The sequence below is a fragment of the Nonomuraea sp. CA-143628 genome (assembly GCF_050942315.1).
Taxonomy (GTDB): Bacteria; Actinomycetota; Actinomycetes; order Streptosporangiales; family Streptosporangiaceae; genus Nonomuraea.
Genome location: NZ_CP192072.1, coordinates 11860023 through 11885705, shown reverse-complemented (window position 1 = coordinate 11885705; position 25683 = coordinate 11860023). Strand labels below are relative to the sequence as shown.

The 25683-nt window shown below is 65.8% G+C and carries 28 protein-coding genes; 19 read left to right on the top strand and 9 right to left on the bottom strand.

The window, feature by feature from the left end; genetic code table 11:
- The first annotated feature begins 5 nt into the window (after positions 1-5).
- Together ACQP2T_RS53610 and purE are read left to right on the top strand one after the other, a co-directional pair.
- Positions 6-1118 (top strand): 5-(carboxyamino)imidazole ribonucleotide synthase, encoded by a 1113-nt coding sequence (locus tag ACQP2T_RS53610; RefSeq protein WP_433519950.1) that lies wholly within the window; start codon positions 6-8, stop codon positions 1116-1118.
- 20 nt (positions 1119-1138) lie between these two features.
- Positions 1139-1621, top strand: a complete 483-nt coding sequence (gene purE / locus ACQP2T_RS53605; protein ID WP_433519949.1) for a 5-(carboxyamino)imidazole ribonucleotide mutase — start codon at positions 1139-1141, stop codon at positions 1619-1621.
- A gap of 104 nt (positions 1622-1725) precedes the next feature.
- Here the strand turns inward: purE and ACQP2T_RS53600 are convergent, their stop codons facing one another.
- Positions 1726-3039 carry a UDP-glucose dehydrogenase family protein gene (locus ACQP2T_RS53600; RefSeq protein WP_433512489.1) on the bottom strand — a complete coding sequence of 438 codons (1314 nt, stop codon included), beginning with the start codon at positions 3037-3039 and terminating at the stop codon, positions 1726-1728.
- A gap of 124 nt (positions 3040-3163) precedes the next feature.
- On the opposite strand from ACQP2T_RS53600, the gene ACQP2T_RS53595 reads away from it, so the two are divergent.
- From ACQP2T_RS53595 to ACQP2T_RS53580, 4 genes are all read left to right on the top strand, one after another.
- Entirely contained in the window at positions 3164-4327 is a 1164-nt protein-coding gene (locus ACQP2T_RS53595) for an acyl-CoA dehydrogenase family protein (protein WP_433512488.1), read from the top strand.
- Positions 4328-4509: 182 nt separating this feature from the next.
- Entirely contained in the window at positions 4510-4695 is a 186-nt protein-coding gene (locus ACQP2T_RS53590) for a hypothetical protein (RefSeq protein WP_433512487.1), read from the top strand.
- A 677-nt stretch (positions 4696-5372) separates the two neighbouring features.
- Entirely contained in the window at positions 5373-6101 is a 729-nt protein-coding gene (locus tag ACQP2T_RS53585; RefSeq protein WP_433512486.1) for a hypothetical protein, read from the top strand.
- Positions 6098-6631, top strand: a complete 534-nt coding sequence (locus ACQP2T_RS53580; RefSeq protein WP_433512485.1) for a hypothetical protein — start codon at positions 6098-6100, stop codon at positions 6629-6631. Before ACQP2T_RS53585 ends, ACQP2T_RS53580 begins: the two co-directional genes overlap by 4 nt.
- A 28-nt stretch (positions 6632-6659) precedes the next feature.
- Here ACQP2T_RS53580 and ACQP2T_RS53575 read toward each other — a convergent pair whose 3' ends face one another.
- A complete protein-coding gene (locus ACQP2T_RS53575) occupies positions 6660-6884 on the bottom strand; it encodes a hypothetical protein (protein WP_433512484.1) in 225 nt (74 codons plus the stop codon).
- Positions 6885-7079: 195 nt separating this feature from the next.
- Between ACQP2T_RS53575 and ACQP2T_RS53570 the strand changes: the two genes are divergently transcribed.
- From ACQP2T_RS53570 to ACQP2T_RS53555, 4 genes are all read left to right on the top strand, one after another.
- Positions 7080-7730, top strand: coding sequence for a hypothetical protein (locus ACQP2T_RS53570; RefSeq protein ID WP_433512483.1), 651 nt, complete (start codon positions 7080-7082; stop codon positions 7728-7730).
- Between the two features lie 956 nt (positions 7731-8686).
- A complete protein-coding gene (locus tag ACQP2T_RS53565) occupies positions 8687-8956 on the top strand; it encodes a hypothetical protein (RefSeq protein WP_433512482.1) in 270 nt (89 codons plus the stop codon).
- Between the two features lie 659 nt (positions 8957-9615).
- On the top strand, positions 9616-10302 hold the full coding sequence (locus tag ACQP2T_RS53560; protein WP_433512481.1) for a hypothetical protein: 687 nt from the start codon (positions 9616-9618) through the stop codon (positions 10300-10302).
- Positions 10303-10503: 201 nt separating this feature from the next.
- Positions 10504-11592 carry a hypothetical protein gene (locus tag ACQP2T_RS53555; RefSeq protein WP_433512480.1) on the top strand — a complete coding sequence of 363 codons (1089 nt, stop codon included), beginning with the start codon at positions 10504-10506 and terminating at the stop codon, positions 11590-11592.
- Positions 11593-11667: 75 nt separating this feature from the next.
- On the opposite strand, the gene ACQP2T_RS53550 is transcribed toward ACQP2T_RS53555, so the two are convergent.
- Together ACQP2T_RS53550 and ACQP2T_RS53545 are read right to left on the bottom strand one after the other, a co-directional pair.
- A complete protein-coding gene (locus ACQP2T_RS53550; RefSeq protein ID WP_433512479.1) occupies positions 11668-12096 on the bottom strand; it encodes a hypothetical protein in 429 nt (142 codons plus the stop codon).
- Between the two features lie 223 nt (positions 12097-12319).
- Complete coding sequence (locus tag ACQP2T_RS53545; protein ID WP_433512478.1) at positions 12320-12877, bottom strand: hypothetical protein; 558 nt, start codon at positions 12875-12877, stop codon at positions 12320-12322.
- Positions 12878-13121: 244 nt separating this feature from the next.
- On the opposite strand from ACQP2T_RS53545, the gene ACQP2T_RS53540 reads away from it, so the two are divergent.
- The gene (locus tag ACQP2T_RS53540; protein ID WP_433512477.1) at positions 13122-13970 is read left to right on the top strand and encodes a permease-like cell division protein FtsX; all 849 of its coding nucleotides are present in this window, start codon (positions 13122-13124) and stop codon (positions 13968-13970) included.
- Positions 13971-13996: 26 nt separating this feature from the next.
- Here the strand turns inward: ACQP2T_RS53540 and ACQP2T_RS53535 are convergent, their stop codons facing one another.
- Positions 13997-14860 (bottom strand): LysR family transcriptional regulator, encoded by an 864-nt coding sequence (locus ACQP2T_RS53535; RefSeq protein ID WP_433512476.1) that lies wholly within the window; start codon positions 14858-14860, stop codon positions 13997-13999.
- 154 nt (positions 14861-15014) lie between these two features.
- Here ACQP2T_RS53535 and ACQP2T_RS53530 point away from each other — a divergent pair, with 154 nt between their 5' ends.
- Entirely contained in the window at positions 15015-15935 is a 921-nt protein-coding gene (locus ACQP2T_RS53530) for an MBL fold metallo-hydrolase (RefSeq protein WP_433512475.1), read from the top strand.
- Here the strand turns inward: ACQP2T_RS53530 and ACQP2T_RS53525 are convergent.
- From ACQP2T_RS53525 to ACQP2T_RS53515, 3 genes are all read right to left on the bottom strand, one after another.
- The gene (locus ACQP2T_RS53525) at positions 15932-16822 is read right to left on the bottom strand and encodes a TIGR03620 family F420-dependent LLM class oxidoreductase (protein ID WP_433512474.1); all 891 of its coding nucleotides are present in this window, start codon (positions 16820-16822) and stop codon (positions 15932-15934) included. The two genes, ACQP2T_RS53530 and ACQP2T_RS53525, sit on opposite strands and share 4 nt — an antisense overlap.
- Before the next feature lie 121 nt (positions 16823-16943).
- A complete protein-coding gene (locus ACQP2T_RS53520) occupies positions 16944-17285 on the bottom strand; it encodes an ArsR/SmtB family transcription factor (RefSeq protein ID WP_433512473.1) in 342 nt (113 codons plus the stop codon).
- 72 nt (positions 17286-17357) lie between these two features.
- On the bottom strand, positions 17358-18581 hold the full coding sequence (locus ACQP2T_RS53515) for a serpin family protein (RefSeq protein WP_433512472.1): 1224 nt from the start codon (positions 18579-18581) through the stop codon (positions 17358-17360).
- A gap of 297 nt (positions 18582-18878) precedes the next feature.
- Here ACQP2T_RS53515 and ACQP2T_RS53510 point away from each other — a divergent pair, with 297 nt between their 5' ends.
- Genes ACQP2T_RS53510 through ACQP2T_RS53485 form a run of 6 tightly spaced genes read left to right on the top strand, consistent with a single transcriptional unit; the run spans position 18879 to position 24609 of the window.
- Positions 18879-19904 (top strand): LacI family DNA-binding transcriptional regulator, encoded by a 1026-nt coding sequence (locus ACQP2T_RS53510; RefSeq protein WP_433512471.1) that lies wholly within the window; start codon positions 18879-18881, stop codon positions 19902-19904.
- Entirely contained in the window at positions 19897-20784 is an 888-nt protein-coding gene (locus tag ACQP2T_RS53505; RefSeq protein WP_433512470.1) for a ribokinase, read from the top strand. Before ACQP2T_RS53510 ends, ACQP2T_RS53505 begins: the two co-directional genes overlap by 8 nt.
- Positions 20774-21145, top strand: a complete 372-nt coding sequence (locus ACQP2T_RS53500; protein WP_433512469.1) for an RbsD/FucU domain-containing protein — start codon at positions 20774-20776, stop codon at positions 21143-21145. The genes ACQP2T_RS53505 and ACQP2T_RS53500 overlap by 11 nt, the downstream gene beginning before the upstream one ends.
- 13 nt (positions 21146-21158) lie before the next feature.
- Positions 21159-22130 carry a sugar ABC transporter substrate-binding protein gene (locus tag ACQP2T_RS53495; RefSeq protein WP_433512468.1) on the top strand — a complete coding sequence of 324 codons (972 nt, stop codon included), beginning with the start codon at positions 21159-21161 and terminating at the stop codon, positions 22128-22130.
- Positions 22127-23614 carry a sugar ABC transporter ATP-binding protein gene (locus tag ACQP2T_RS53490; protein ID WP_433512467.1) on the top strand — a complete coding sequence of 496 codons (1488 nt, stop codon included), beginning with the start codon at positions 22127-22129 and terminating at the stop codon, positions 23612-23614. Before ACQP2T_RS53495 ends, ACQP2T_RS53490 begins: the two co-directional genes overlap by 4 nt.
- Complete coding sequence (locus tag ACQP2T_RS53485; RefSeq protein ID WP_433512466.1) at positions 23611-24609, top strand: ABC transporter permease; 999 nt, start codon at positions 23611-23613, stop codon at positions 24607-24609. The genes ACQP2T_RS53490 and ACQP2T_RS53485 overlap by 4 nt, the downstream gene beginning before the upstream one ends.
- Here the strand turns inward: ACQP2T_RS53485 and ACQP2T_RS53480 are convergent, their stop codons facing one another.
- Complete coding sequence (locus ACQP2T_RS53480; RefSeq protein WP_433512465.1) at positions 24610-25065, bottom strand: hypothetical protein; 456 nt, start codon at positions 25063-25065, stop codon at positions 24610-24612.
- A gap of 92 nt (positions 25066-25157) precedes the next feature.
- Between ACQP2T_RS53480 and ACQP2T_RS53475 the strand changes: the two genes are divergently transcribed.
- Positions 25158-25670: a GNAT family N-acetyltransferase gene (locus ACQP2T_RS53475; protein WP_433512464.1), complete on the top strand. Its 513-nt coding sequence runs from the start codon at positions 25158-25160 to the stop codon at positions 25668-25670.
- The last annotated feature ends 13 nt before the right edge of the window (positions 25671-25683 follow it).

Sequence of the window (25683 nt, the reverse complement as noted above, 5' to 3'; positions counted from 1 at the left end):
TCGGCATGGTCGGCGCCGGCCAGCTGGCCAGGATGACGCAGCAGTCCGCCATCGCGCTGGGCGTCGAGTTGCGGGTGCTGGCCAACACCTCTGACGAGAGCGCCGCCAGGGTCATCGTCGACACGCGGCTCGGCGACTACCGCGAGCTGGCCGACCTGCGCGAGTTCGCCACGGGCTGTCACGCGATCACGTTCGACCACGAGCACGTGCCGACCGAGCACATCAGGGCGCTGGCCGCCGACGGCTACGCGGTGCGGCCCGGGGCCGACGCGCTGGTGCACGCCCAGGACAAGGCCGTGATGCGCGAGCGGCTGAACTCCTTCGGCGCGCCCTGTCCGGCCTGGGCCCGCGTGTCGGGCCTCGACGATGTCTCGGCCTTCGCCGCCGAGCACGGGTGGCCGGTCGTGCTGAAGGCGATCAGGGGCGGCTACGACGGCCGCGGGGTGTGGGTCTGCCGGACTCCCGCCGAGGTCGCGGAGGCCCTGAGCACCGGTGTGCCGATGATGGCCGAGGCGTTCGTGCCGTTCGAGCGGGAGCTGGCCGTACTCGTCGCCCGCTCGCCCCACGGACAGGGCGTCAGCTACCCGGTCGTGGAGACCGTGCAGCAGGACGGGATCTGCGTCGAGGTGCTCGCGCCCGCACCCGGCCTCGACCCGGAGGAGGCCGCCGAGGCCCAGCGGGTCGCGCTGCAGATCGCGCACGAGCTGGGCGTGACCGGGCTGCTGGCCGTGGAGATGTTCCAGACGGCCGACGGGCTGATGGTCAACGAGCTGGCCATGCGGCCGCACAACAGCGGCCACTGGACGATCGACGGCTCCCGCACTTCGCAGTTCGAGCAGCACCTGCGGGCCGTGCTCGACCTGCCGCTCGGCTCGCCGTCGATGAGCGCGCCCGTCGTCGTCATGGCCAACCTGCTCGGCGGTGACGACCCCGACCTGTTCAAGCGGTACGAGCACGTGATGGCTCACGACCCCGGCATCAAACTGCACTTCTACGGCAAAGAGGTCCGGCCCGGCCGCAAGATCGGCCATGTGACCGCCGTGGGCGACGATCTTGAGACCGTACGCGCTCGTGCCAGGCACGCCGCCGTCTACCTGACCACTGGGGAGTACACGTGAGATCGCTGATCGGCATCGTGATGGGCAGTGACTCCGACTGGCCGGTGATGAAGGCCGCGGCCGAGGCAGTGGCGGAGTTCGGCGTACCGTTCGAGGCCGACGTGGTCTCCGCGCACCGGATGCCGACCGAGATGATCGAGTACGGCCGTCAGGCCGCGGCGCGCGGCGTCAAGGTGATCATCGCCGGCGCGGGGGGCGCGGCCCACCTGCCGGGGATGCTGGCCTCGGTGACGCCGCTGCCGGTGATCGGGGTGCCGGTGCCCCTGAAATACCTGGACGGGATGGACTCGCTGCTATCGATCGTCCAGATGCCGGCCGGGGTGCCGGTGGCCACTGTGGCGGTGGGTGGGGCGCGTAACGCGGGGCTGCTGGCCGTACGCATCTTGGGGGTGTCCGACCCAGAGCTGCGGGAACGCATGGAGGAGTTCCAGGGCGAGCTGAAGGAACAGGCCCACGCCAAGGGCGAACGCCTGCGCGCCGAAGCGGCTCGGCTGGGCGGCTAGCACCTCGCTGGCCGGCCGTTGGGCGGCTGCCTTTCGGCCGGCGAGCGGATATTGGGGCTTTTGGGGGTATTGGTGCTTCAGGGGCTATTGGTGCTATTGGTGCTTTAGGGGCGGCCCAGGGCGCGGTAGTGCCACCCCGCTGAGCGCCAGGTCTCGGTGTTCAGGGCGTTGCGGCCGTCGACGATGCGGCGGGTCGCGACGACCTGGCCGAGCTGCTCCGGGTCCAGGTCGACGAATTCCGGCCACTCCGTGAGCAGGAGCACCACATGTGCCCCTCGGACGGCCTCCAGAGCCGATTCGCCGTAGTGCAGCTCGGGGTGTGCCTTTCGGGCGTTGTCCAGGGCGATCGGGTCGTACACGGTCACCTGGCCGCCCTGCTGGCCGATCGTGACGGCCACGTCGAGCGCGGGGGAGTCGCGGATGTCGTCGGAGTTCGGCTTGAAGGCGGCACCGAGCACGCCGACCGTACAACCGTGGAAGGAGCCGCCCGCCAGCTCGCGCGCCAGGTCCACCATGCGGGTGCGGCGGCGCAGGTTGATCGCGTCGACCTCGCGCAGGAACGTCAGCGCCTGGTCGGCCCCCAGCTCGCCCGCCCGCGCCATGAACGCGCGGATGTCCTTGGGCAGGCAGCCGCCGCCGAACCCGAGCCCGGCGTTGAGGTACCGGCCGCCGATGCGGTCGTCGTACGACAGCGCCTCCGACAGCTTGGTGACGTCGGCGTGGGCGGCCTCGCAGACCTCGGCCATCGCGTTGATGAAGGAGATCTTGGTGGCGAGGAACGCGTTGGCGGCCGTCTTGACCAGCTCGGACGTCGCGAAGTCGGTGACCACCATCGGGATCTCCCCGAGCGGTTGGTAGACGTCGCGCAGCACCTTCTCCGCCCGCTCGGAACGCACGCCGATCACGATGCGGTCGGGCCTGAGCGTGTCCTCCACGGCAAAGCCCTCACGCAGGAACTCGGGGTTCCAGGCGAGCTCGACCTCGGCTCCGGCCGGGGCGAGCCGGGCCAGCTTGTCGGCGAGCCGCTCCGCGGTGCCCACCGGCACCGTCGACTTGCCCACCACCAGGCACTCGCGGTCGAGATGCGGGGCCAGCGACTCGATGGCGCTGTCCATGTAGGAGACGTCGGCGGCGTACTCGCCGCGCTTCTGCGGTGTGCCCACACAGACGAAGTGCACGTCGCCGAACGCCGCCGCCTCCTCGTAGGAGGTGGTGAAGCGCAGGCGGCCGGAGTCGAGTCCACGGCGGAGAACGGGTTCGAGCCCCGGTTCGTGGATCGGGAGCTCACCGCTGTTGAGCCGGCGAACTTTGTCGGCGTCTATATCGAGGCCCAGGACGTCGAATCCGAGATCCGCCATGCAGGACGCATGCGTGATGCCCAGGTATCCGGTCCCGATCACCGTGAGGCGATATGGCACGAGAGAGCTCCTTTCGAGTGCCAGGCATGTTACCGGCCCGCGCTACCTCGTTCTGTGCCACCTGGGCATTTCCGCAAACTGTACCGCCTAGTAGCAAGATGCTCGGACGTCCTAGTATTTCGCCATGGACTTCCCTTTGTACGCGCCCGCCGAAGAGCACGACATGCTCCGGGAGACGATTCGAGCCCTCGCCGACGAGAAGATCGCCCCGCGAGCCGCGGAGACGGACGAGACCGAGGAGTTCCCCTGGGACGTCTACAAGGCACTCGTGGCGGCTGACCTGCACGCCGTTCACGTACCGGAGGAGTACGGGGGCGCCGGTGCGGACGCGCTGGCCACGGTGATCGTGATCGAGGAGGTGGCCCGCGCCTGCGCGTCGTCCTCGCTCATCCCGGCGGTGAACAAACTCGGCACGGTGCCTCTGCTGCTGTCGGCCTCGGCCGACCTCAAGGCCCGTTACCTGGCGCCGGTGGCGCGTGGGGACGCGATGTTCTCGTACGCGCTCTCTGAGGGGGAGGCAGGCTCGGACGCGGCGGCCATGCGCACCCGGGCGGTGCTGGACGGCGACCACTATGTGCTCAACGGCACAAAAATGTGGATCACGAACGCGGGCGTCTCGGAGTACTACACGCTGATGGCGGTCACGGACCCGACGGCCGGCCCTCGCGGCATTTCCGCTTTTATCGTGGAAAAATCCGACGAAGGCGTCTCTTTCGGGCCGAAGGAGAAGAAGCTGGGGATCAAGGGCTCGCCCACCCGCCAGGTGATCCTGGAGAACGTCCGCATCCCCGCCTCCCGCATGATCGGCGACCCCGGCACCGGCTTCAAGACCGCCCTGGCGACCCTCGACCACACCCGCATCACCATCGCCGCCCAGGCCCTGGGAATCGCGCAGGGGGCGCTGGACTACGCCATCGGGTACGTCAAGGAACGCAAGCAGTTCGGTCGGCCGATCGCGGACTTCCAGGGGCTGCAGTTCATGGTCGCGGACATGGCGATGAAACTGGAGGCGGCCCGGCAGCTGACGTACCACGCGGCGGCCAAGTCCGAACTGGCCATGCACGGCCAGCCGCAGAGGGACCTCACGTTCTTGTCTAGCGCCGCGAAGTGCGCGGCGTCGGACGCGGCAATGGAGATCACGACGGATGCGGTGCAGTTGCTGGGCGGGTACGGGTACACACGGGATTTCCCGGTGGAGCGGATGATGCGCGACGCCAAGATCACCCAAATCTACGAGGGCACCAACCAGATCCAGCGCATGGTCATGGCTCGGCAGCTGCTCAAGTAGCCCTTCAAGCATCGTCTTCGCCGGGGCTCAGGCCGTGACATTGGGGGGCGCGGCCCCCCAAACCCCCAGCCCAAACCCGCTTCGCCGATTCCCTTGCCGGCTATGCCCCTCACCCGCTCGGCCAATTACCGCAGTTCAGTTGAAGCCTGATCTTGCATCGACAACAGGTCGGAGCTGAACTGGTGGACGCTCTGATGATTACGGACCTGTTCAGGCGTCATGCTCTCAGCTTCGAGGGGCTGCGTTACCGCCTCATCAACCTGCCGACGCTGCGCATGCGCGCCCGTGCAAGATCTACGGCCAGCCGCGCCCGCCGCTCCGCAGATATTGACGAGGTGTCCACTGCGGCTCCGATGCGCAGCGCGTGACCGGCATCGCCACTTTCACTGCCACAGCCACCTCATGCAGCGCCACAACGGCATCCTCATGCTGCACCGCCGTCTGGAGCGCGACTACGATCATCGCCCCACCAGCTCTGACTGATGTCCCTGGCCGATGAGCCCGAGGCCACCAAGCCCAGTCCAATCTCCCGAACTGCCCGGCCATCCCGCCTACGAGCAGATTCCCTCCGCCTTCGCCGATGTCGGCCGGCACGCGGGGGACCCGTGATCTCTGTCTGGCCCTGGACCTGCCCCATCGTGGCCAAGAACACCGAGAACATCCGGTCCGAGCTTGAGCGTCTGGTCAGCAAGGGCATCCTCATCGAAACCGAGCCAGGATTGTTCGCTCAGCCACGTCCGGAACCCGGCAGCGAGCCGCCTGACCACCCCGCCTCACTCAACCCCAACGACAAAAGGGGCATCAAATCTCGAACCGCCCTGTCAAATCTTCCGCCATGCACGCCTTCCAGGTGTAATAGCACCTGAACGCATTCCCCTGACTACACTGGAGAGGCTAGCTGGTGCCTTCCTGCTGTCGATCCTGGATAGATCGTCGGGGCTGTGTCCGATGGTCGCCTGTCGTTGCGTTACTCCCAGTGGCGTAGTAGCGGGAGACTAGCAAGATCGCTCAGAATCGGTAGGAACCTGGCGGGAAGGAAGTGTGTGTGAGCGCACCGAATCTGGCTAGTGACGGCATGGCGGTGGTCCTGCCGGGCGAATTCGATCCCCTACTGATCACCCCGAGATGGCTCAGGAAGACGGATCTGATTGGCGCGGAGGACTACGAGTCTTACAGCGTTGAGATCATTAGCTCCGGAGTCACAGCTGTTAGCTTCGGCTCGATCCAGCTAAGGGTGACGCCCGACGTACTGCAGATTGCTACCAATGCCGTCATTGATGTCGAGGCAGCCAGGGACTTGGCCGCCGGGATTCTGCTGTCGAAAGGTGCGCCTACGATCTCTGCGCTGGGTATCAACCGCATGGTCCATTTCGAAGCGACTTTGGAGGAATACCACGCTATCGGTGATGCGCTGACACCCAAGGATAGTTGGGCCGACTTGCTGCATCTGCCCGGCATGCTGAACTTGACGATCCGGGGCGTTCGTGACGACGGATACGGCGGCTCAATTAATACTCAGATTCAGCCTTCGAAAGTTGCTCGTCCCGGGGTGTTCGTTTCAATCAACGATCACTACAATCTTACTTATGCTGAGGTTCCTACCGACCGGAACAGCCTTGGGGATCCGGAGGAGGGCAATCCTCAGCGGTCGGCCGACAAGGTGCCGGTTGCTGTGAAAATCTTGACCGATGGATTCAGTGCCTCTCGAAATAATAGTCAGGCGATCATCGATCGTGTTGCATCCCTAAGGGTCACGGCAGGGAAGAGCAGATGACAACCGCGACCGTCACGATTTCTCAAGACCAGGACTCCCATCAGAGTTCCGCCACCCAAACCCTGCCGCCGCGGGATCTGACCGCATCGCTTCCGAGGGCTGCGGTTTCATCCGAGTCCACCACGTGGGGTACCCCTGAGGAGGGGCGGCCTGTGGCGGAACCGTCGACCTGGAATACCTCAGTGCAGCAAGTTCGCTCACTCGGCGTCACCGGGTTGGATAAGTGGGAAGGAAAAATACTAGAGATCGAGGGGGGCACGTTTACTGCCGAGCTGTACCCGATCGACAGCGATGGAATGCCTATTACGGCGGACTTCGATTTGGATCTGCTCGGCTCTGATGCCGCGACTGTTGTTCCTGGCGATGTGTTCTACCTGTCGGTACGCACTGTGAAAACGCCTGGCACGCGTCCGACACGTACCGAAAGCCTGCGGCTTCGACGTCTTGGCCGTATCACTTTTGAAGAAGTGCAGACGGTATATGCCAGAGCTGACGCTTTGATGGAGCGCCTTGAGCAGCTTTTCGACTGAGGCGCCGGCGTCCGATGTGTTCGAAGTTTCAGTATTCGGACCCGGCAGGGGCGAGTCCATCGTTGTGCACTTGGGCGGATGTCGCTGGATCGTTGTCGATTCCTGTCGTGACCAGCGCACGGGCGAGGTCGCTGCCTTGGAGTACCTGCGCGGGATCGGCGCTGACCCTGCAACCGACGTCCTTGCAGTTGTTGCCACTCACGCCCATGATGACCATTTTGACGGAATAGCCGACGTTGTTGAAGCGTGCCACTCAGCCACTATAGTCACCTCACATGCCCTGATAAACCGTGAGTTCCTTGCCCTTGTCGAGGCGGATCACGTCATTAGTGGAGTCACCAACACAACGTCCTATCGCGAATACCGGCGGATTTTTGCAATCGCGCAGGAGCGGAAGGATTTGGCTACGGGGGTACGTCCGCTGCGGCGGGCCAGCGAGAATAAGATCATGCTTGATCTTCCCGCGCTCGAAGCCGTGCCAGCCGCAACTGTAACTGCCCTATCGCCCTCGGAACACGCAATCACTCGTGCCCTCGAAGGGTTAGCCAAGAACCAGTTGCATGCGATGGGCGAACGTACCCGCCGTTCGATGTTCGACCCCAACGAGGCATCCGTTGCGTTGTGGGTAAGCGCGGGCGAGGTGAATGCGCTCCTGGGTGCTGATCTACTATCCGGGCCCATCGGGTGCGGCTGGGGAGCGGTCCTGCATTCCTTCAGTCCTTTGAAGCCTGCAAGCCTATACAAGGCCGCGCATCACGGGTCTAGCACATCGCACCACGATGGCCTATGGAGCAAGCTCCTGACCGATGATCCTGTGGTATTAATAGCGCCGTTTCGTAGAGGCAGCATCAATCTGCCCAAGCATAGAGACATAGAATATATCCTTGCTCGCGCTGACAATGCTTGGACCACATCGCCGCGCATGCCCACTCCTCGTGGCGCATTTAAGAAGCAGGCATCCAAGCTTGGCACTCTGGCCCGCAATCCTCGTGATCCATACGGGATCGTCGGCCATCTGCGCGCTCGAATTCCGCTCGTCGGCGGTACCTGGCAAGTTGATGCCTTCGCGCCAGCTGCACGTCTCACGGCGCCTACCTGACCTGGCACATGGTCAGTTGGGGCCGGGGATCGCTGACTTCGGTCCTCGATGTACCGGGTTTGGGCGATCGGCTGCCGCAGCACTTCTACGTTGGGCCTTGCCATCGGATTCTTGGGCTGGCGACAGCGTTAGGCCACCATCAGCGCGCAGTAGCCATCTCGTATCACCGCGGACTTCGAAAGCAGTGCCCACTATCAGGGCGGAAGGTCAGCAGTTTGACCTGCCCCTGAGCGCCAATCAAAATGCCCCGGCCATGATCTTATGGACGGGGAATGAGCGTTTATCTAGGTGACGGCGGCTCCGTATTCGACGGAAAGATCTTGGCCATGGCCGTCGCGCCCTCCTACTGTGGCAACGCCACTCGTCACGGCGAAGAAGGCCTGACAGCCTCAACTGAGGCGATGCTCGCCTATGGCTACGACCTCGACGGCGCCGGCGGATGGAAAGTCCAGGAGGCTTCCGAGGACGAAGCTGGCTGGCTGATCCTCGATTGGTTCGGTCCCGAAGACGAGAGGGCGGCTACTTTGCCGAAGCCGCCATGGAGCAGATGCTTACCATGGTCGGGGTCACCGAGACGTGGGACACAGAAGCATGCTGGGATCGCGTGTATGAGGCGCGAACACGCCTCGGTGCGAAAATCGTGCCCCACTGATCTAGAGATGAACCGATGTACATCCTCGCGACTCGGGTAATCCCAGGCCACCAAGACGGCCTCAAGGGCGTTGCGAAATCCTTCGGCTATCTTGGTGCCAAGGCGACCGTGATCACGGCCGACATTTGCTGGCCTGCCATCATAAATCCCGCCCGGGCGCTTGTGATGCAATCCCCCTTGCATACAAAGGGAATCCCGGGTAACTATAGATGTAGACCCACGATGAGAACGTTTGTCTGTCGCACATCGATTGCATGGCCCTCACTAAGGGTGATAGCGGTCTCGATCTCTCAGGGGAAATGTCATGACCGAAAAATGGAAAGCGGATCCAGCCGCATCTTTCCTTCGGCGCATGGGAAAGTCATCCCATGAACTCGGACAAACGTCCGGAAATTCGAGCTGTCCAGATGTCTGGGAGCTCGACAATGGTGATGTCGCGGTCATCGGGTCGGACCTTACAGCGTCGTATAAAGATCGCCTCCCTCCCGGGGTCAGTGTCGATCCCGGCGAACGGCTGGTTGTCATCCCACGGAAGACGATCCTGGCCGCAAAGGCCGACATTCCCGATGCCTAATCTGCTCCATGGCGCCGCGGGCGAACGAATGAAATTGGGCGCCTATTAGCCTGACTTGAGCAGAATATCTGAGTGATCGCTGACCTCGGTTCTCAGAGGCTGGAGCGGCGGCAAGGCTTCATAGAGCTTGTATATGATGTTGAGAAGCGTTCGCAAAAGCGACACGGAAGAGTTGCTAAGCATTATCGAAGCCAAACGTGCATATATGGCCGACTGTCGCCGTCGCACCGAGGGACACGGTCTCGAGTGAGTATGCGTTCACCTGGCGCATCGGCCTGAGGCTGACCGCTGAAATGCAGGGCCGGGATGGTCGCAATCTGTCCAGGCGGTGGATGCAAAAGCGGCGAAGCTACTTAAATCCACCTGCCCCGCGTACTCTTGGCGCCATGGATGAGGCGGAGGCGAGCGGCCAGGCGTGGAGGGATGGGGTTCGCTATCGGCCCACGGTTGAGCAGGATCGAGCGGCTCTCTCGCGTCTCGTCGAGTGGGATGCGGATCCATTCGAGGTTGAGTTGTACGAGTCGGCCTGTGAGCCTCAGACGCTCTTGATCGATCGGGCTCAGCGTTCGCGAGTTGGCCAGTACGAGCGCCACGTACGGCGCCTCAGACAGCGACGCATGCACCGAGATTGCTAGCGCCTCTGTTGATGGAGCCCGCAGATGACCCTGGTCGACGGTGGTGGGATCAGTCCCGGAAGGCCAGGTCAAGACTCTGATCTGGACGAAACTGGGTCAGTGGAGGTGGGCAGAATGGGGCAACGGCGCTACTCGGCCGCGGATATCACGGTGCTGAGCTGGGACGAGGTCGTTCGAAAGCGCCCGGCAATGTACTTCGGAGTTGATCAGCAGCATCCGGATTTACCCACCAGAATCTTGGCCGCTCTGATGATGGACGCACTCCATCTTCATGACGGTGAACACGGGAAGGCGAACGTCGAGATCATCAGCGACCTGCGGCTCAGTGTCGTTGACGATCAGATTCGTGAAACAGATGAGCAAGGGGTGCCCAAGCTGGACGATCTCGGGTCGCTCCTTGATCGGCGGCGGTGGATCCAGGCCGCCGCGACGGCGCTGAGCGCTCATACGATCATCGAGGTATGGACGGAGGGGCGCGGCTATCGGCAAGAGTTGGCCGGCACGCGGCCCTTGGCCCCTCCGCGCGCGATCGTGGCTCCCGTAAGAGACGGAACGCTGGCGACGTACGAGCTCGACGCCTTGTACTTCGTTCCGGGCGCGGCAATCGCCACTTCGCTTGAGGGTTTGGACCTGCATGGCGAGTGGTGTGCAGAACATCCCACCGTCGGCTCAGCCGTGGTGAAGGATCTGCGGCAGACACCGATGGGGTGACCCTGATTGGGCCGGCAGCCCAGGAAAAGCTGGATCCGGCGTTCGTGCGCAGGTGCGTCGTAGGTCCGGCACATGTCCCATGCCTGTGGACAGCGGCGGACGATCTCGAAACCCAGACTATTGGCCGCCGTAAGTGTGGATGCATAGGTGGCGTGGAGGGTTTTGATCAACACGAAGAGAACTTGGGACATACTTCCTTGGATGACAACTGATGCTTCGACACTGCTGGGGTCGATCACGTGCCCGTCCGGGCGACTGGTGGTTGCGGATACTGGCTATCTGCATTTGTGGTCGAGGGACGCGTCACCGATAGCAGACGATTTCATGCTCTCCGCCGTAGACGATCCGGCGTTGCGCGAGAGTATTCGCGCGTCGGTTGACCTGGCAGTGGTAGGCCCTGATGCAGAGTCTGCCGCTCGGTCGTTCAACCGCCAGTCGGGCACGTGGCTCTACGACATTCCCGGACACGGTGCTGAGCAACTGGCCGGCGTTTTCGCCGAGCACTGCCAGGCGCATGGGTTCAATGCCTGGCTGGAACGCCAAGAACCTCGGGTGGCGCATCGTGAACGTGTCGAACACGCGGTGCGGGCCGGCGGTTCGGAGTTCATCATGAACGGCGTTCCCATTGTGGCGATCGGTGAGCTACCCACCGATCAGGAAATCGCCGTGACAGCGACTTCCCGGGATTACGGGCGCATCGGTGTGCGATGGGAGTCGATCGCGCTGAGGGTGCGCTTCACGCAGCCCGCATCGACCAGGCTCCTGGGCCATGTCGGGGTGGACGCGGGTCGGCTCAGCCTCGTCGACGCCGACGGATTGGCCTCGTGGCGGCATAAGGAACCGATCGATGGCATGGCCGACGTCGCGTTCTGGGGACGATCGGTCAAGGAGGCCGCTGTCAGCTTCGGCGCCTCACTTCTAACTAATCCTGGGGAGGACGGGGTATACGGGTGGGCGGACCTGCCTGCCAACGAGGCAGTCGACCGTGTCATCGCATTGCAGGAGTGGAAACAAGCTGTTGCGGATCGGATGATCGCGGTTGATTTCCGACCGCACTCCCATCACTGGCAGATCATGGCCAAGGTCAGAGCTGCGAAGCATGAGGCCGGAACGATCGAGGTCGATGACACCCGGACGATGTGCTTCATGACCAGTTGGGGGGACGGTTTCTTCCCCATTGCCGCTGACCACGACGCCGACGGACACCTTGTGCAAATCCGGATCATGCTTGGGGACTCGCAACGTCAAGCTCAACTTGAGGCGATATACGACCGGCTCAGTCTGGACTGATCACCATCTTGGTCGGCCTTTGAAAGCAGAGGGGACCTGGAGGTCGTATGGGTGGGTCACGATGGGTTATCTGCTCTACTCCGCGCGTACGGTCACTTCTGCTCGCGGCGCCTGGAAGGCCAGATGCAGGGTGAAGGTGCGCAGGGTGAACAGGTCGGCGCCGTCCCAGTCAAAGAGTTCGACCTGCCCGGGCGGAGCATTGAGGTCAGCGGTCACGCAGTTATGGCCTTCCTGATCCTCGCGCCACTCGACGAGGCGGACATCCTCGAACCGGAAGATCACGACAGGTGTGTTCGACAGCTCGGGTGCAGTCCACTGCGGATGGTAGACAAACTCCAACTCCAGCACCGGCGGCCTGCCGGACTGGTAGGTCAGGCGCCTGAAGCCGGTGTCGTGCAGATAGATGTGGGCGGAGTTCTCGGTCCAGAACTCATACAGTCCTCCGTCGGAGGTGACGCCATGATCCTTGTCCTTGGCCACGCCGGCGAACTCAGTCACTGACATGAGGACATGGTCCCGTACACCTGAGCGATCTTGGAAGCTTCCTATTGGCTCGTGACAGCAGTACTGACCGCAACTTCCCCGTACACGTGGCTATCGTTCACGCGTTCCTGGCCACGGGCATGACCGGTTCGATGGTTTCCTACTCGGCTTCGCTCATGTCGATGGAGGTAGCGGCGTGCCCGGGCAACGCTGAAAGGATCTCAAAGGGCGGGCGGTCGGAGAGTCATTCGAAGCGGGCCAGGTCCTCGACATATATGAGGATCCGCTCCGCGACGAACCACACGGTCCCAGCCGCCGAGAAGGCCAGAGCCTGGGCCATGAGCAGCCTGCTGACGATCCCCGCTCTGGAGAACGAGCAGTAATAAGCGAAGAGCAGGGCGGCGATGGGAGGCAGGACGAGTGCCGCCTTCAGGAGGTTGACGTGCCACCCCTTGGCACAGGTGTTGCCGCCGCACACCCCGGCCCAGGCGATCTCGACGAGACCGAGGAACGCGATCATCAACATGCCGACCGCACCTACGCTGGCCACGATGATCAGCACGAGGCGCTGCTGCGACGTGATCAGCGGTTGGTCGTTGGGAGCGCTGTGCGGTGTCAATCGTCGCCCTCCGATGATCTCGTGGTCGCTACTGTCCACATCCTGATATCGATCATGCTCCCGCTTGGGGCCCGATGCCCAGGCCGCAGCGGCGATAAGCAGCGCCGCGGCCGGGATCACCTCTGCCACATCGAGCTTGGCGGCGGCAGCTCGGGCAGGCGAGCAGATGTCTTGGGGGAGCATGAATTGTGCGGATCCTGCCTACTGACCGGTGCAGGCACTGAATAGGGCGTTGAGGCAGGGCCGGCTGACCGCGGAGCTATATACAGCAGCGGGATACGACGACCTCGCCTAACATGATCACAGCCCTCCATCGGCGGATCGTGGTCGAGGCGATGATGCTGGGCTTGCGTTTCCTTGCCCCCTAATCAGTCAAGCGAGGAGTGCGGTGAAGCGCTGGTTATGGCGCCTGACGGTCTCGGCCGTCGTGGCGCTCTCAGGAATGACCGGGCCGGTCGTGGTGGCCCAGGCGGAGCCGACCCCGGAGACCAACGTCAATGACGACCGGGAGATCGCTGTCTTCCTGTGTACGCCGTCCGCGGACGGGTGCCACAAGCGGTACGCCACGGCGAAGCAGAGGCGGGACGTCGAGACGTTCCTGAAGAGCAGGCCTGAGGTGACCGAGGTGCGCTTCGTGAGCCGGGCCGCGGCGTACGCGAGCTTCCGCCAGGAGTTCGCCGGCCAGAAGAAGGTGCTGGCGAGCGTGCGTGCCAAAGACATGCCGGAGTCGTTCCGCGTGCGGGTCTCGGGTGAGAACGACCGAACCGAGCGAACCTGGATCGTGCTCTCGGCGAACCGGCGGCCAGGGGTAGGGCTTGCCCTCGACCAGGGAAAGAGTCGCGTCGAGGCTCCGTTTACGCCGGAAATATCCGTATATCTATGCATGAAGGACTCGGATGAGCCTGCCTGTCGGCATGGACGGGGCAAGGCGAACAAGCTGGCGGCCACGGCCAAAGAGAAGAAGGCGATCGTCGCCGTCATCGAGCGGATTCCAGGGCTCGAATCGTACGTGTACGAAGACCAGAGGACGGCGTACCGGAACTTCGTCAGGACTTACGCGGACAACAAAGCGCTCGTCGCGGCCGTCGAGGTGTCGGACATGCCCGAGTCTTATCGGCTGTCGATGCGGTCCAAGGCCGACATGGGCACCCCACGCCGTCGGCTGGCGCGGATGCCAGGAGTGAATCGGGCGGTCGACCAGGGGTGCATGTTCCGGGCGGTGCGACTGTTGTCGGAATATGGGCTCCAGAAACCCGGGTCCCAGAAATGCGGGTAAGAGCTTCCGTCAAGAACTGCCGCCAGCTAGCTGGCAGGGCGGTAGACAGCGGCGGCGATTTGCCGGAATGAGCGGATGAGTGGGCTGGAGTCGCTGCTGTTCCAAGCGACCACCAAACGGCTGGGCGGCATGTCGAGCAGCGGAACCGCGACGAGCCCCTCAGGAAGGGCGTGGGTGAGCGTGGTCAGCCCCACTGTGCCGTTCCACAGAACCGCCTGCATGCACTCGTGGACGGTTCGCACCACCGGACCGTCCTGGCCCAGGCCCATGGGGTGGCTCCAGAAGGCCCGCCAGACGGGGTCGATACCTTCCGGTAGCTGGAACCAGCGGCGGTCGGCGAGATCGTTCAGGCACAGGCGGTCACGGCCGGCCAGCGGGTCGTCGGCGCGCAGGACCACTCCGACCGGGTCGGAGCGCAGGACATGGGTTGTGATGCCGGTTTCGTCGAACGGTGCCCGAGTGAGGGCGACATCGACGAGACCGGAGCGCAGCCCGGTGGTCGGATCGGTGAAGTCGGCTTCGCGGATGCGGACGTTCAAGCCTGGATGGCGCTGCCGAAAGGCGGCGGCGAGTTGGGTGCCGGCCTGTTCGGCGCTGTCGCCGAGGGTGCCGATGGTCATGGTGGGCGTGCCGGCCGCGGCGGCGACCCTGGCGCGTGCCTGATCGGCCTGCTCCAGCAGGGTGCGCGCCTCCTCGTAGAGCGCTGCTCCGGCCGGTGTGAGCGAGACTCCGGTGGGTGATCGGTGCAGCAGGACGGCGCCGAGGTCGGTCTCCAGTTGCTTGATGGCCCTGCTCAGTGGCGGCTGCGTCATGTGCAGGCGTACGGCGGCGCGGCCGAAGTGCAGCTCTTCGGCGACGGCCACGAAGTAGCGCAGCGTGCGTAGGTCCATCAGCGGCGACGATACCCGTACGGCATCGGGCGTGCGGAATCGGTGTTGGACGCATTCGAGCGTCTCGCGATGGGGTGGGGAGACCGAATCCGCCGCTTCCGAGCGTCTCGCGATGGAGTGGTGAGACCGAATCCGCCGCTTCCGAGGAGTCCGTATGGCCGAATTTGTGTTGCCCGACCCCGTTGTCCAGGTCACGGACATCCAGGAGCTTGCCCGCGATCTCATCGTGATTCCGAACCGGCGGGTGCCGTTGGTGCCGAACATCGGTCTCATCGGCGGTGCGCATTCCGTCCTTGTCGTCGATACCGGAATGGGCTCGGCGAACGCCGAAACCGTGCTGAAGTTCGCGGCCGACTTCGCCAACGGGCGCACGCTGTACCTGACCACGACGCATTTTCATCCCGAGCACGCGTTCGGCGCTCAGGTGTTCGCCGGGGAGGCGATGTACCTGATCAACCGGGCGCAGGCCGAGGACCTGAAGGTGAAGGGTCCCGGCTATATCGAGATGTTCAAGGGGCTCGGGGAGTCGGTCGCGCGCCGGCTTGAGGGCGTACGGTTGGCGACTCCTGATGTGGTCTACGACCAGAAGCACGACCTGGATCTGGGCGGTCGGGTGGTGCGGTTGCGGGCCACTGGCCGGGCCCACAGCAAAGGTGATCAGGTGATCACGGTCCCGGACGCGGGGGTGATGTTCACCGGCGATCTGGTGGAGGCCGGGCAGTTCGCCATTTTCCCCTGGTTCCCGCCGCATGACACCGATGTGTCGGGCACCCGCTGGCTGGCGGTGATGGATCGGCTGGCCGCCGAAAGCCCGCGGGTGGTGGTGCCCGGCCATGGCGACGTGGGTGGTCCTCAGCTCCTGGCCGACGTACGGGACTATCTTCAGTTGCTGCGTGACGAGACCTGGGTACGCCGTGACTCGGCCATGAACGAGGAGACGATCGCCGAAGAGGTGGCGGCCCTGATGATCGCGCGGCATCCGGAGTGGGACGGCCAGGAGTGGATCGAGAAGGGGGTCGGCTGCCTGTGCTCGGAGCACACCGCCCAGGCGGCGCGCTTGGGCGGCAGCGCCTAGGCGGTGCGCTTGGGCAGCAGCGCCTCGGCCAGTTGCCGCCACTGCGGCATGGCCGATTGGCCGGGTTCGATGCCGAGAACCTGGATGCCGATGTGGTCGGCGCCGGCGTCCAGGTGGTGGTGCAGCTTGCCGACGATCGTGTCGAGGTCGCCCCAGTACACGAGGTCGTCGACGAGCCGGTCGCTGCCACGGCCGCCGTTGATGTCGGCTTCGGTGTAGCCCAGGCGGAGGAACTTGGCGATGTTGTACTTCGTCGTGAAGTACACGTGCAGATGCTCACGCGCGATCGCCCGCGCCTTGTCCGGGTCGCTCTCCAGGAGCACCGCCTGCTCGACGCCGAGGAACGGGCTGCCGCCCAGCACCTCCCGCGCCTGCGCCGTGTGCTTCGCCGTCACGTGGTAGGTATGAGCGCCTTCAGCCCGATCGCGGGCCATTTCCAGCATCTTCGGACCGTACGCCGCCAGCAGGCGTCGCATCGGCGCCCGCGGCGCGGGATTCGCGCTCGTCGTGGCGTCCATTTCGTCCAGGTATTCGGTCATCGCCTGCAGGGGCTTGGTCCCGGGTCGTTCGCCGCCGAAACCGAGGCCGAGCAGGTGGCGATCCGGGTAGGCGTCGGCCAGGAGCAATGCCGCCCCCTGGGTCCACCGCGGCTCGCGGGACCAGATCCGCGCGATGCCGTTGATGACGCTGATGCGTTCGGTGCACGACAGCAGGAATCCGGCGTGCGTCATCGCCTCACGTCCGTCCCGCTCCGGGATCCAGAACGCCGGCCAGCCGAGCTCTTCGAGCTCCTGGATGGATTCTCGCATCAAGCTCGCCGGCTGGTCTTCGAAGTCGAACGTCCAGACCCCGAAGCGCCCCAGATCCATTCCATCGATCGCGCCCATGTCTCCTCCTGCTATCCGACGGTACGGAACCGCCTCGTCCATGACCAGGAACGCAGCGAAGTATCGCATATTGTCGATATGATGAAAAACGTCGCAGCGCAGGGAGCGTTGGGTGAGGTCGTCAGAGCGAGCGTCCGAGCACGTCGACGAGCTGGGCGATGCGTTCCTCGTCGCGCCGGTAGTGGGTCCACTTCCCGACACGGGTGGCGCGGACCAGCCCGGCACGCTGCAACGCTGCCATGTAGGCGGAGACGGTCGACTGCGCGAGCCCGGTCTTGGCCTGGATGTGGCTCACGCACACGCCGACCTCGTGCGGGTCCGCTATCGCCTGCTCCATCGGGAAATGGTGCTCGGGGTCGCGCAACCATTGGAGCACCTGGAGCCGTACGGGGTTGGCGAGCGCCTTGAACACGTCAACCAGCTGCGCGGAGGCGTCTTGTGAGGGTTCGGCGTGTGTCGTCATAGGTCGTCGAGCCGATTATAGGGTCAAATCACAAGGAAGCGCCGGGTGTGGTCCTCGCCCGGGCACAGCGTCTCAGCTCTCTTCCAGGTGCTCGGTTTCGGGTTCCGCGACCCAGCCGGCGGTCAGGATGAGCCGGCTTCGACGGTCGACGGCGAGGAAACCAAAGGGACGCGTGAAGTCGACGTCGACTCTCTTGGCTCGGTAAGGAGGCCGTGGCGCCATGCCACCTGCGATGGCACCCATCGCGGTCACTGCGGCGGCTTCGAAGCCGTGCGCTTGGAACGTGGCGGTGGCGTCCTGGCGGGCCTGGGAGATGGCAAGTGGTTCAGTACTGATCCCGGGGAAGTGCCCCCGGGCGGGGTCGGTCACTGTGGCCAGGCCGAACACGTCCGGCAGGGCGAGCAGGTCCAGCGAGGCGCTTACGGTGAACCGGGGCACGGTGACCGTCAGGAGGTCGTGAGGCTGGTAGGCGGGGACGGTGCTGTTGCTGATCCCGGGACCGGGGCTTCCTGCGGGAAGGACATCGGCAGCTACGCTGGGGTAGCGCTTGGCCAGCGCGTCGATGCCGGCGGTGAGCACGTCGGCGGCCTTCCGGAAATCGTGGCCGAGCAGCAGGTGCACGTCGATCCCGTCGGTTCCCATGACGCGGAACATGGTCAGCGGACCGGCCGGTGTATCGGCCACCTGGACACGGTCGAGGACTCGTGTGCTGCGCCGTAACACGACGATCTCCCGATCGACCCATGGGCCCGCCTCGACGAAGGCGGCACCTTCGGTGAATGGGCGGAGCCAGCTGGTACGGACGGTGAGCGCGCCGGCCAGGACGAGTAGCGTCTCGTCGGTCACGGAGACGGGCATGGCAGGGATCGCTCCATCGGTCTGGCGAGCCGCCCACGCGTCGAGCTGGAGCTGATCCGCGGACGGGTCTCCGGTCAGCTCACCGCGCATGCCCGCGGGCAGCGCCGCGGACCAGGTCGGCCGTAGCGGCAGGTCATGCCTGGTCCACAATCCCAATGCCGACTTGATCGCCGGCGAGGCGTTCAGAGTCGCCAGAACGGCTCGCGCTGCCGGGGCGGCTGCGGCGGCGTCCATCCCGATGGCCTCTTGCAGTTCGGCCCGCCCCGGACCGTCGGCCGCTGTCGCGAGATATGCCAGCAGCGGCCAGGCGCCCACTCCGGACATGACGGCCGACTCGCCGGAGCGGGTCGACGCCCAGCGGGCGGTCAGCGCGTTCACCGCGGCCGCCAGATCCTTTTGAGCTCTACCGTTGAGCGACATCGCCATCCCAATGATCAAGACACGTGATCGTCCCACCGGCGCGACGACGAGGCAACGCCACCGGTCGGACCTACTGCGAGAAGTTGATCACGGTATAGGTCTCAGAACCCCCCTGGCCTGCGCGGATTCCGTGCGCTGCCACACGGAACAGGATGCGATGTGCGACCTCGGCAGGCCGGCGCACAACCTCTGATCGCTATGCGTGATCATCCCGATACCTTGCGATAACATTTTCGTAACGTCCCATCTACTCGTGTTGCACCTGCGGAATCCGTAGTCGAATACTGCATCAACACGAGTAGATGGGACTTGCTAGTGGTCACACGCCGCGAAGTGGCGCGGCTGGCCGGCACCTCGGACGCCGTCGTCAGCTATGTGCTCAACAACGGGCCGAGGAACGTCGCCCCGCACACCCGCGAACGGGTGTTGCGCGCGATCGACGAGCTTGGCTATCGGCCGAACGCCGTCGCCCGCTCGTTGCGTACCAGCCGGACGCACACCATCGGGCTCGTCGTCCCCGACAACGCCAACCCCTTCTTCGCCGAGCTGGCCCGCGAGATCGAGGACGTCGCGTTCGAGCACAACCTGACGGTGCTGCTCGGCAACGCGAAGGACGACGACGATCGCGAGGCCATCTACGTGCGGACCCTGATCGACCGCCAGGTGGACGGGCTGATCCTGATTCCTACCCACGGCCCGCGCGCCTGGCGTTCCCAGCTCGCCGCTTCCAAGGTGCCGTGCATCGTGCTCGACCGCGAGCTCGACGACACCCCGGCAAGTCACCTGCTTCTCGACAACGAGGGCGGCGCGTACGAGGCGACCGGCCACCTGCTCGCGCACGGGCAGCGGCGTATCGGCTGCGTGGCGGGGCCGAAGGACATCCATCCGACCGTCGAGCGTGTCGCGGGCTGGTCGCGGGCGCTGACCGATGCCGGCCTCGACGCGGCCTCGATGCCGCTGGTCCACGGCCCGTTCGGGCGGCGGCAGGGCTATCTCGACGGCCATCAGCTCCTGTCGCGGGAGGACCGGCCCACCGCGCTCTTCGTGACCAGCGACGAGCAGGCGATCGGCGTCATGCGCGCCGCGGCCGAGCTGGGGCTGAGCGTGCCCGGCGACGTCGCGCTGTGCTCGTTCGACGGCATCGCCGCCTCCTCCTACACCGTGCCCGCGCTCACCACCATGCGCCAGCCGATCGAGGGAATGGCCAGGCGCGCGGTGGAACTGCTGGTGGCACAGATCGGTGACTCATCGGCAGGCGAGCGTGTCGTCCTGTCCGCCGCGCTGATCAGGCGCGGCTCCTGTGGCTGCCCTGACCCGATCGGCGGGGTCGACAATGCGTGAGCTGGAGCTGGTCGTCGTCGGCAGTCTCAACATGGATCTCACGGTTGCGGTGACGCGCCTGCCCGGCCGGGGCGAGACGGTCGCGGGTGCCGCCGCGGTGCGGGCCGCCGGAGGCAAGGGCGCCAACCAGGCGGTGGCCGCCGCCCGGCTGGGCGCGCGGGTTCGCCTGGTGGGCCAGGTCGGCGACGACGCGCTGGGCCGCGAGCTGCTCGCCGCCGTGGGGCGCGAGGGCGTGGACGTCTCAGGGGTACGGCAGGCGCCCGCCGCCACCGGGCTGGCGATGATCGTCGTCGAGGACGGCGGCGAGAACATGATCACTGTCGCCAGGGGCGCCAACGGCCTGCTCCGCCTCACCGACCTCGACCTCGACTTCACCGGCGCGGACGCGCTCCTGCTGCAGCTGGAGATCCCGGTGGCCGCCTGCCTGGCCGCCGCCCGGCAGGCCAGGACGTACGGCGTGCCGGTGATCCTCAACGCCGCGCCGTACACGCAGGGTCTTGAAGAGCTGCTCACCCAGGTGGACCTGCTGATCGTCAACGAGAGCGAGGCCGCCGCCCTGTGCGGCGACACCGACCCCGCCGCGCTGCTCGCACTCGGGCCGCGCGCCGCGGTGGTGACGCTGGGCGAGCGCGGGGCGCGTGGCCAGGACGCCTCCGGCGCCTGCCAGGTGCCCACCTTCCCAGTGACCGCGGTGGACGCGGTCGGCGCCGGGGACACCTTCTGCGCGCAGCTCGCGCTCGCCCACGCGGCCGGCCTGCCCCTCGCCCAGGCGGTACGGCGGGCGTGTGCGGCCGGCGCGCTGGCCACCACCGGCCACGGCGCCCAGACCGCCATGCCCACCGGCGACCAGGTGGAAAGGCTGCTCGCCCGTGCGTCATGACGGCCTCTGGCATCCCCGTCTGCTGCAGATCCTGGCCGCGGCGGGACACACCGACCTCATCGTGGTGGCCGACCCCGGCCTGCCCGTCCCGCCCGGCGTCGAGACGGTCGACCTCGTCTGGCGCCGGGGCGAGCCTGCCTTCCTGCCCGTATTGGAAGCCGTGCTCGGCGAGCTCGTCGTCGAGACCGCCTACGTCGCCGAGGAGTCGCCGCCCGGCTTCCTCGACGGTGTGCTGACAAGAACAGAACGCATTCCTCACACCCATCTCAAACAGCTCACCGGCCGGGCCCGCGCAGTCGTGCGGACCGGCGAGGCGACGCCGTACGCGAACGTCGTCCTCCAAGCGGGCGTTCCCTTCTGAAGGAGAAACACCAATGAACAAGAAGATCGTCGTCGTGGCCGGTCTGGCGCTCGCGCTGACCGCCTGCGGCAAGGAGGGTGGCACCACCACCGGCCAGACCGCCGCCGCGCCCAAGCCGGGCGAGAAGCCGGGCGTCTGCCTGGTGATGAAGTCGCTGGCCAACGAGTTCTTCCAGCAGATGCAGAAGGGCGCCGAGGAGCACGCCGCCAAGCGCGGCGACCTCAAGCTCAGCGTCGTCGGCATCCAGAACGAGACCGACATCGACAACCAGGTCGCCGCCGTCGAGAAGTGCGTCACCCAGCAGGCCAAGGCGGTCGTGATCGCCCCCGCCGACTCGCGCGCGCTGGTCGCGCCGATCAAGCGGGCCGTCGACGCGGGTGTGAAGGTCGTCAACATCGACGTCCAGCTCGACGAGGGTGCGATGAAGGCCGCCGGCATCGGCGACAAGGTGCCCTTCGTCGGCCCCGACAACCGTGAGGGCGCCAAGCAGTCGGGCATGGAGCTGGTCAAGGCCGTCGGCAAGGACGCCGAGGTCGTCATCCTGGAGGGCAACCCCGGCGCGGCCAACGCCGCCCAGCGCAAGGCCGGCTTCGAGGACGCGATCAAGGAGGGCGGGCTCAAGCTCGTCGACTCCAAGACCGCGCATTGGGAGACCGACGAAGCGCACACCGTCTTCGGCAACATGCTCAGCGCGCACCCGAACATCAAGGGCGTGCTGGCCGGCAACGACAACATGGCGCTCGGCGCGCTGAAGGCGATCGAGGAGCAGGGCAAGAAGGGCCAGATCAAGGTCGCCGCGTTCGACAACATCCCGGCCATCGCCCAGTACGTCAAGGATGGCTCCGTCGTGTCCACGCTCGACCAGTACGGCGCGCAGCAGGCTTCCAACGGCATCGACTACGCCATGAAGATGATCGCCGGCGAGAACTTCGGCGGCTGGCAGAAGACCGAGATCAAGCTCATCACCAAGGACAACGTCGGATGATGACGGTTACCGGCCTTGTCAAGCGCTTCCCCGGTGTGGTGGCGCTCGACGGGGTCGACCTCGACATCCGCGCAGGCGAGATCCACGCCCTCGTGGGCGAGAACGGCGCCGGCAAGTCCACGCTGGTCAAGGCCCTGGCCGGGATCCACGCGCCGGACGGCGGCACGATGACCTTCGACGGCGCGCCGTACACCCCTGCCAACGCGGCAGACGGTCTGGCCGCCGGGATCTCGGTGGTCCACCAGGAGCTGGCGCTGCTGCCGTACCTCACCGTGGCGGAGAACCTGTTCCTGCGCGCGCTTCCGCGCACGGCGGGCGTCGTCGACCGGAAGCGGCTGCGCGCGGACGCCGCACGGCTGTTGACCGAGATCGGTCTGGAGGTCTCGCCCGACACCCTGGTCGAGCGGCTCGGCATCGCACAGATGCAGCTGGTGGAGATCGCGAAGGCGATCTCCACCGACTGCAAACTGCTGATCATGGATGAGCCGACCGCCACGCTCACCTCGCGCGAGTCGGGACGCCTGTTCGGCATCCTGCGCGCGTTGCGCGAGCGCGGCGTGGCCATCGTCTACATCTCCCACCACCTGCAGGAGGTGCTGGAGCTGGCCGACCGGGTCACCGTGTTGCGCAACGGGCGCAGCATCGAGACGCGGGAGATGGCCGGGGTGACCGCGCCCGACCTGGTCAGGTTGATGGTGGGGCGCGACCTGGCGCAGGAGTACCCGGCCAAGCCGTCGACGGCGCTGGGCGAGGTGGCGCTGAAGGTGCGCGATCTCAAGGTCGCGGGCTTCGAAGGGCCGCTCTCCTTCTCGGTACGGCGCGGCGAGGTCGTGGGCCTGGCCGGGCTGGTCGGCTCCGGGCGTACCGAGGCGATGCGCGCGATCTTCGGCGCCGACCCCGCCTTGGCCGAAAATCTCGAGCTTTACGGCAAGAAGGTGCACATCAGGCACCCTCAGGACGCCGTACGGCACGGCATCAGCCTGCTCACCGAGGACCGCAAGTCGCAGGGTCTGGTCCTCGACCTGCCGATCAGCGCCAACATCACGCTCGCCAAGCTGCGCGGATTCCTGGTGCGCTTCGGCCAGGAACGCTCGCTCGCCGAGAACCTCGGGCGGCGCCTGCATCTGCGCTCCGCGGGCGTCGACCAGCACGTGCGCACCCTGTCGGGCGGCAACCAGCAGAAGGTCGTGCTGGCCAAGTGGCTCAACGCCGGATCCGACATTCTGATCGTGGACGAGCCCACCCGCGGCATCGACGTCGGCGCCAAGTACGAGATCCACGAGCTGCTGCTCGGCCTGGCCGCGGAGGGCAAGGCCCTGCTCGTCGTCTCCTCGGACCTGCCGGAGCTGATGGGCATCTGCGACCGCGTCCTGGTCTTCTCCCGCGGCAAGATCGCCGGTGAGGTCGCCCGAGCGGACTTCGACGCCGAGCACATCCTCACGCTGGCCTACTCGGGCTACCTCAAGAACGGTGAAACACAATGATCAAAAGGCTCGTGCTCGGCGAAGCCGGCATCGGCGTCGCCCTGGTAGTGCTCGCGGGCTTCTTCGTCATCGCCGCACCGAACTTCGCGACCGAGCAGAACCTGCGCAACATCATGACCCAGATCACGCTGAACACCGTGCTCGCCGTGGGCATGACGTTCGTGATCCTGGTCGGCGGCATCGACCTGTCGGTCGGTTCGGCGATGGCGCTGTGCGCGGTCGTGTCAGGCACGATGATGGCCGGATCCGGCTCCGCCTTGACGCTGGTCGGCGGGATCCTGGTGGCCGTGCTCGTCGGCGGCGTGGTCGGCTGGGTCAACGGGTTCGTGTCCGAACAGTGGCGGGTGCCGTCGTTCATCGTCACCCTGGCCATGCTCAACATCGCGCGCGGCGGCGCCGAGCGGTACACCAACGCGGCCACCATCTACAACCTGCCCGCCGCGCTCAACGACTTCGGCACCCTCACGCTGATGGGCATTCCCGCGGTGTTCTGGGTGGCGCTGCTGCTGGCCGGGGCCGGCTGGTTCGTGCTGTCGCGCACCGTCTTCGGGCGGTTGATCTACGCCACCGGCAACAACGAGGAGGCCGTCCGCCTGTCCGGCCACAAGACCTCCCGCATCAAGATCGCCGCCTTCATGATCGCCGGGTTGACCGTGGGCATCGCGGCCATCCTGTACATGGCCAGGCTCAACATCGCCAGCCCTATCCTGGGCCAGGGCTACGAGCTCAACGCGATCGCCGCCGTGGTCATCGGCGGAGCCAGCCTGATGGGCGGGCGCGGCTCCATGGTCGGCACGTTCCTCGGGGCATGTCTGCTCGGCGTGCTCACCAACGGGCTGCTGCTCATGGGGGTCTCCGACTTCGAACGGCAGATCATCACCGGGCTGGTGATCCTGATCGCCGTGGTGCTGGACGCGTACCGGCTGCGCCTGGCCCGCAAGCTGGCCGTCGCCCAACCCGCGCAGGCACTCACACCGGCGACGACCCCCGCCTGACTACCGACCAGAAGGTTGCTGATCGGTCCGGCTCCAGATCTGGGTGCATCGGGGAAGATCTTCGATGCCGCCGCCTTCCGGGATCATGCCCCAGAGGAAGGGGATCAGGTATCGCGGCGGTTCACCCAGAAGGCCGGGCAACTCGTCCTCGGTAACGGTGAGGGTGAAGGGCGAGCCCCGTTGGCCGGAGTTCCAGCCCTGTTCGAGGGCTCGCTCGACGCAGCCGGCGACGAGGACGGGCCGGACGACGATTGTTCGCTCTCCATGCCAGTTGTCCGGCCGGGCGCAGGGAAGGGACACCACGAGAACGTTCCCTGGCTCCTCGGCTCGCTCAACAGTGAAGGTGAGTGGAGGCCGGTTGTCGCCCTGGCGGTGGGTGGGCTTGTGGCGGACGCGCCAGCGGAAGGCGGTGCCGCCGACCGTGATGAGCCGTGATCCCTTCTTGGGCATCGTCACAGTGGGAAGCATAACGCCGCTCATTCACGCTTATGTCGATCTTGAACACGAACGGTTGAGGCTCCGGGGGCGCGAGGCACATACTCCTCGTCATGACCGTGATCGAAACTGAGCGACTGGTGATGCGGCCGCTGACCGGCGACGACTTCGACGACTACGCCAGGATGCTGGCCGACCCCGAGGTGGCCGACGGGCTGGCGGAGACCGTGGGGACCTCGCCGGCTGATGCCTGGAGGAGTTTGGCCACGTTCATCGGACATCGGGAGATCCGCGGCTACTCGCACTGGGCGCTCGTCGAGAAGGCCACGGGCCGGTTCGTCGGCCGTGCCGGGCCGTGGCGACCGCATGGGTTCCCCGGGCTGGGCGTCGGCTGGTGCCTGGCCCGCGAGCACTGGGGCAAGGGCTATGCCACCGAGGCGGCTCGCGCCTCCCTCGGTTACTGTTTCGGCGAGCTGGGCGCCGATGAGGTGATCTCCCTCATCCTGCCCGGCAACGCGCGCTCCCGTTCGGTGGCCGAACGTATCGGCCACCGCCACCTGCGCGACACCGGCTACCGTGGGCAGACGGTCCACGTCTACGGCCAGCGCACCGCCGCACGAGCGTAGCCGCCGACACAGC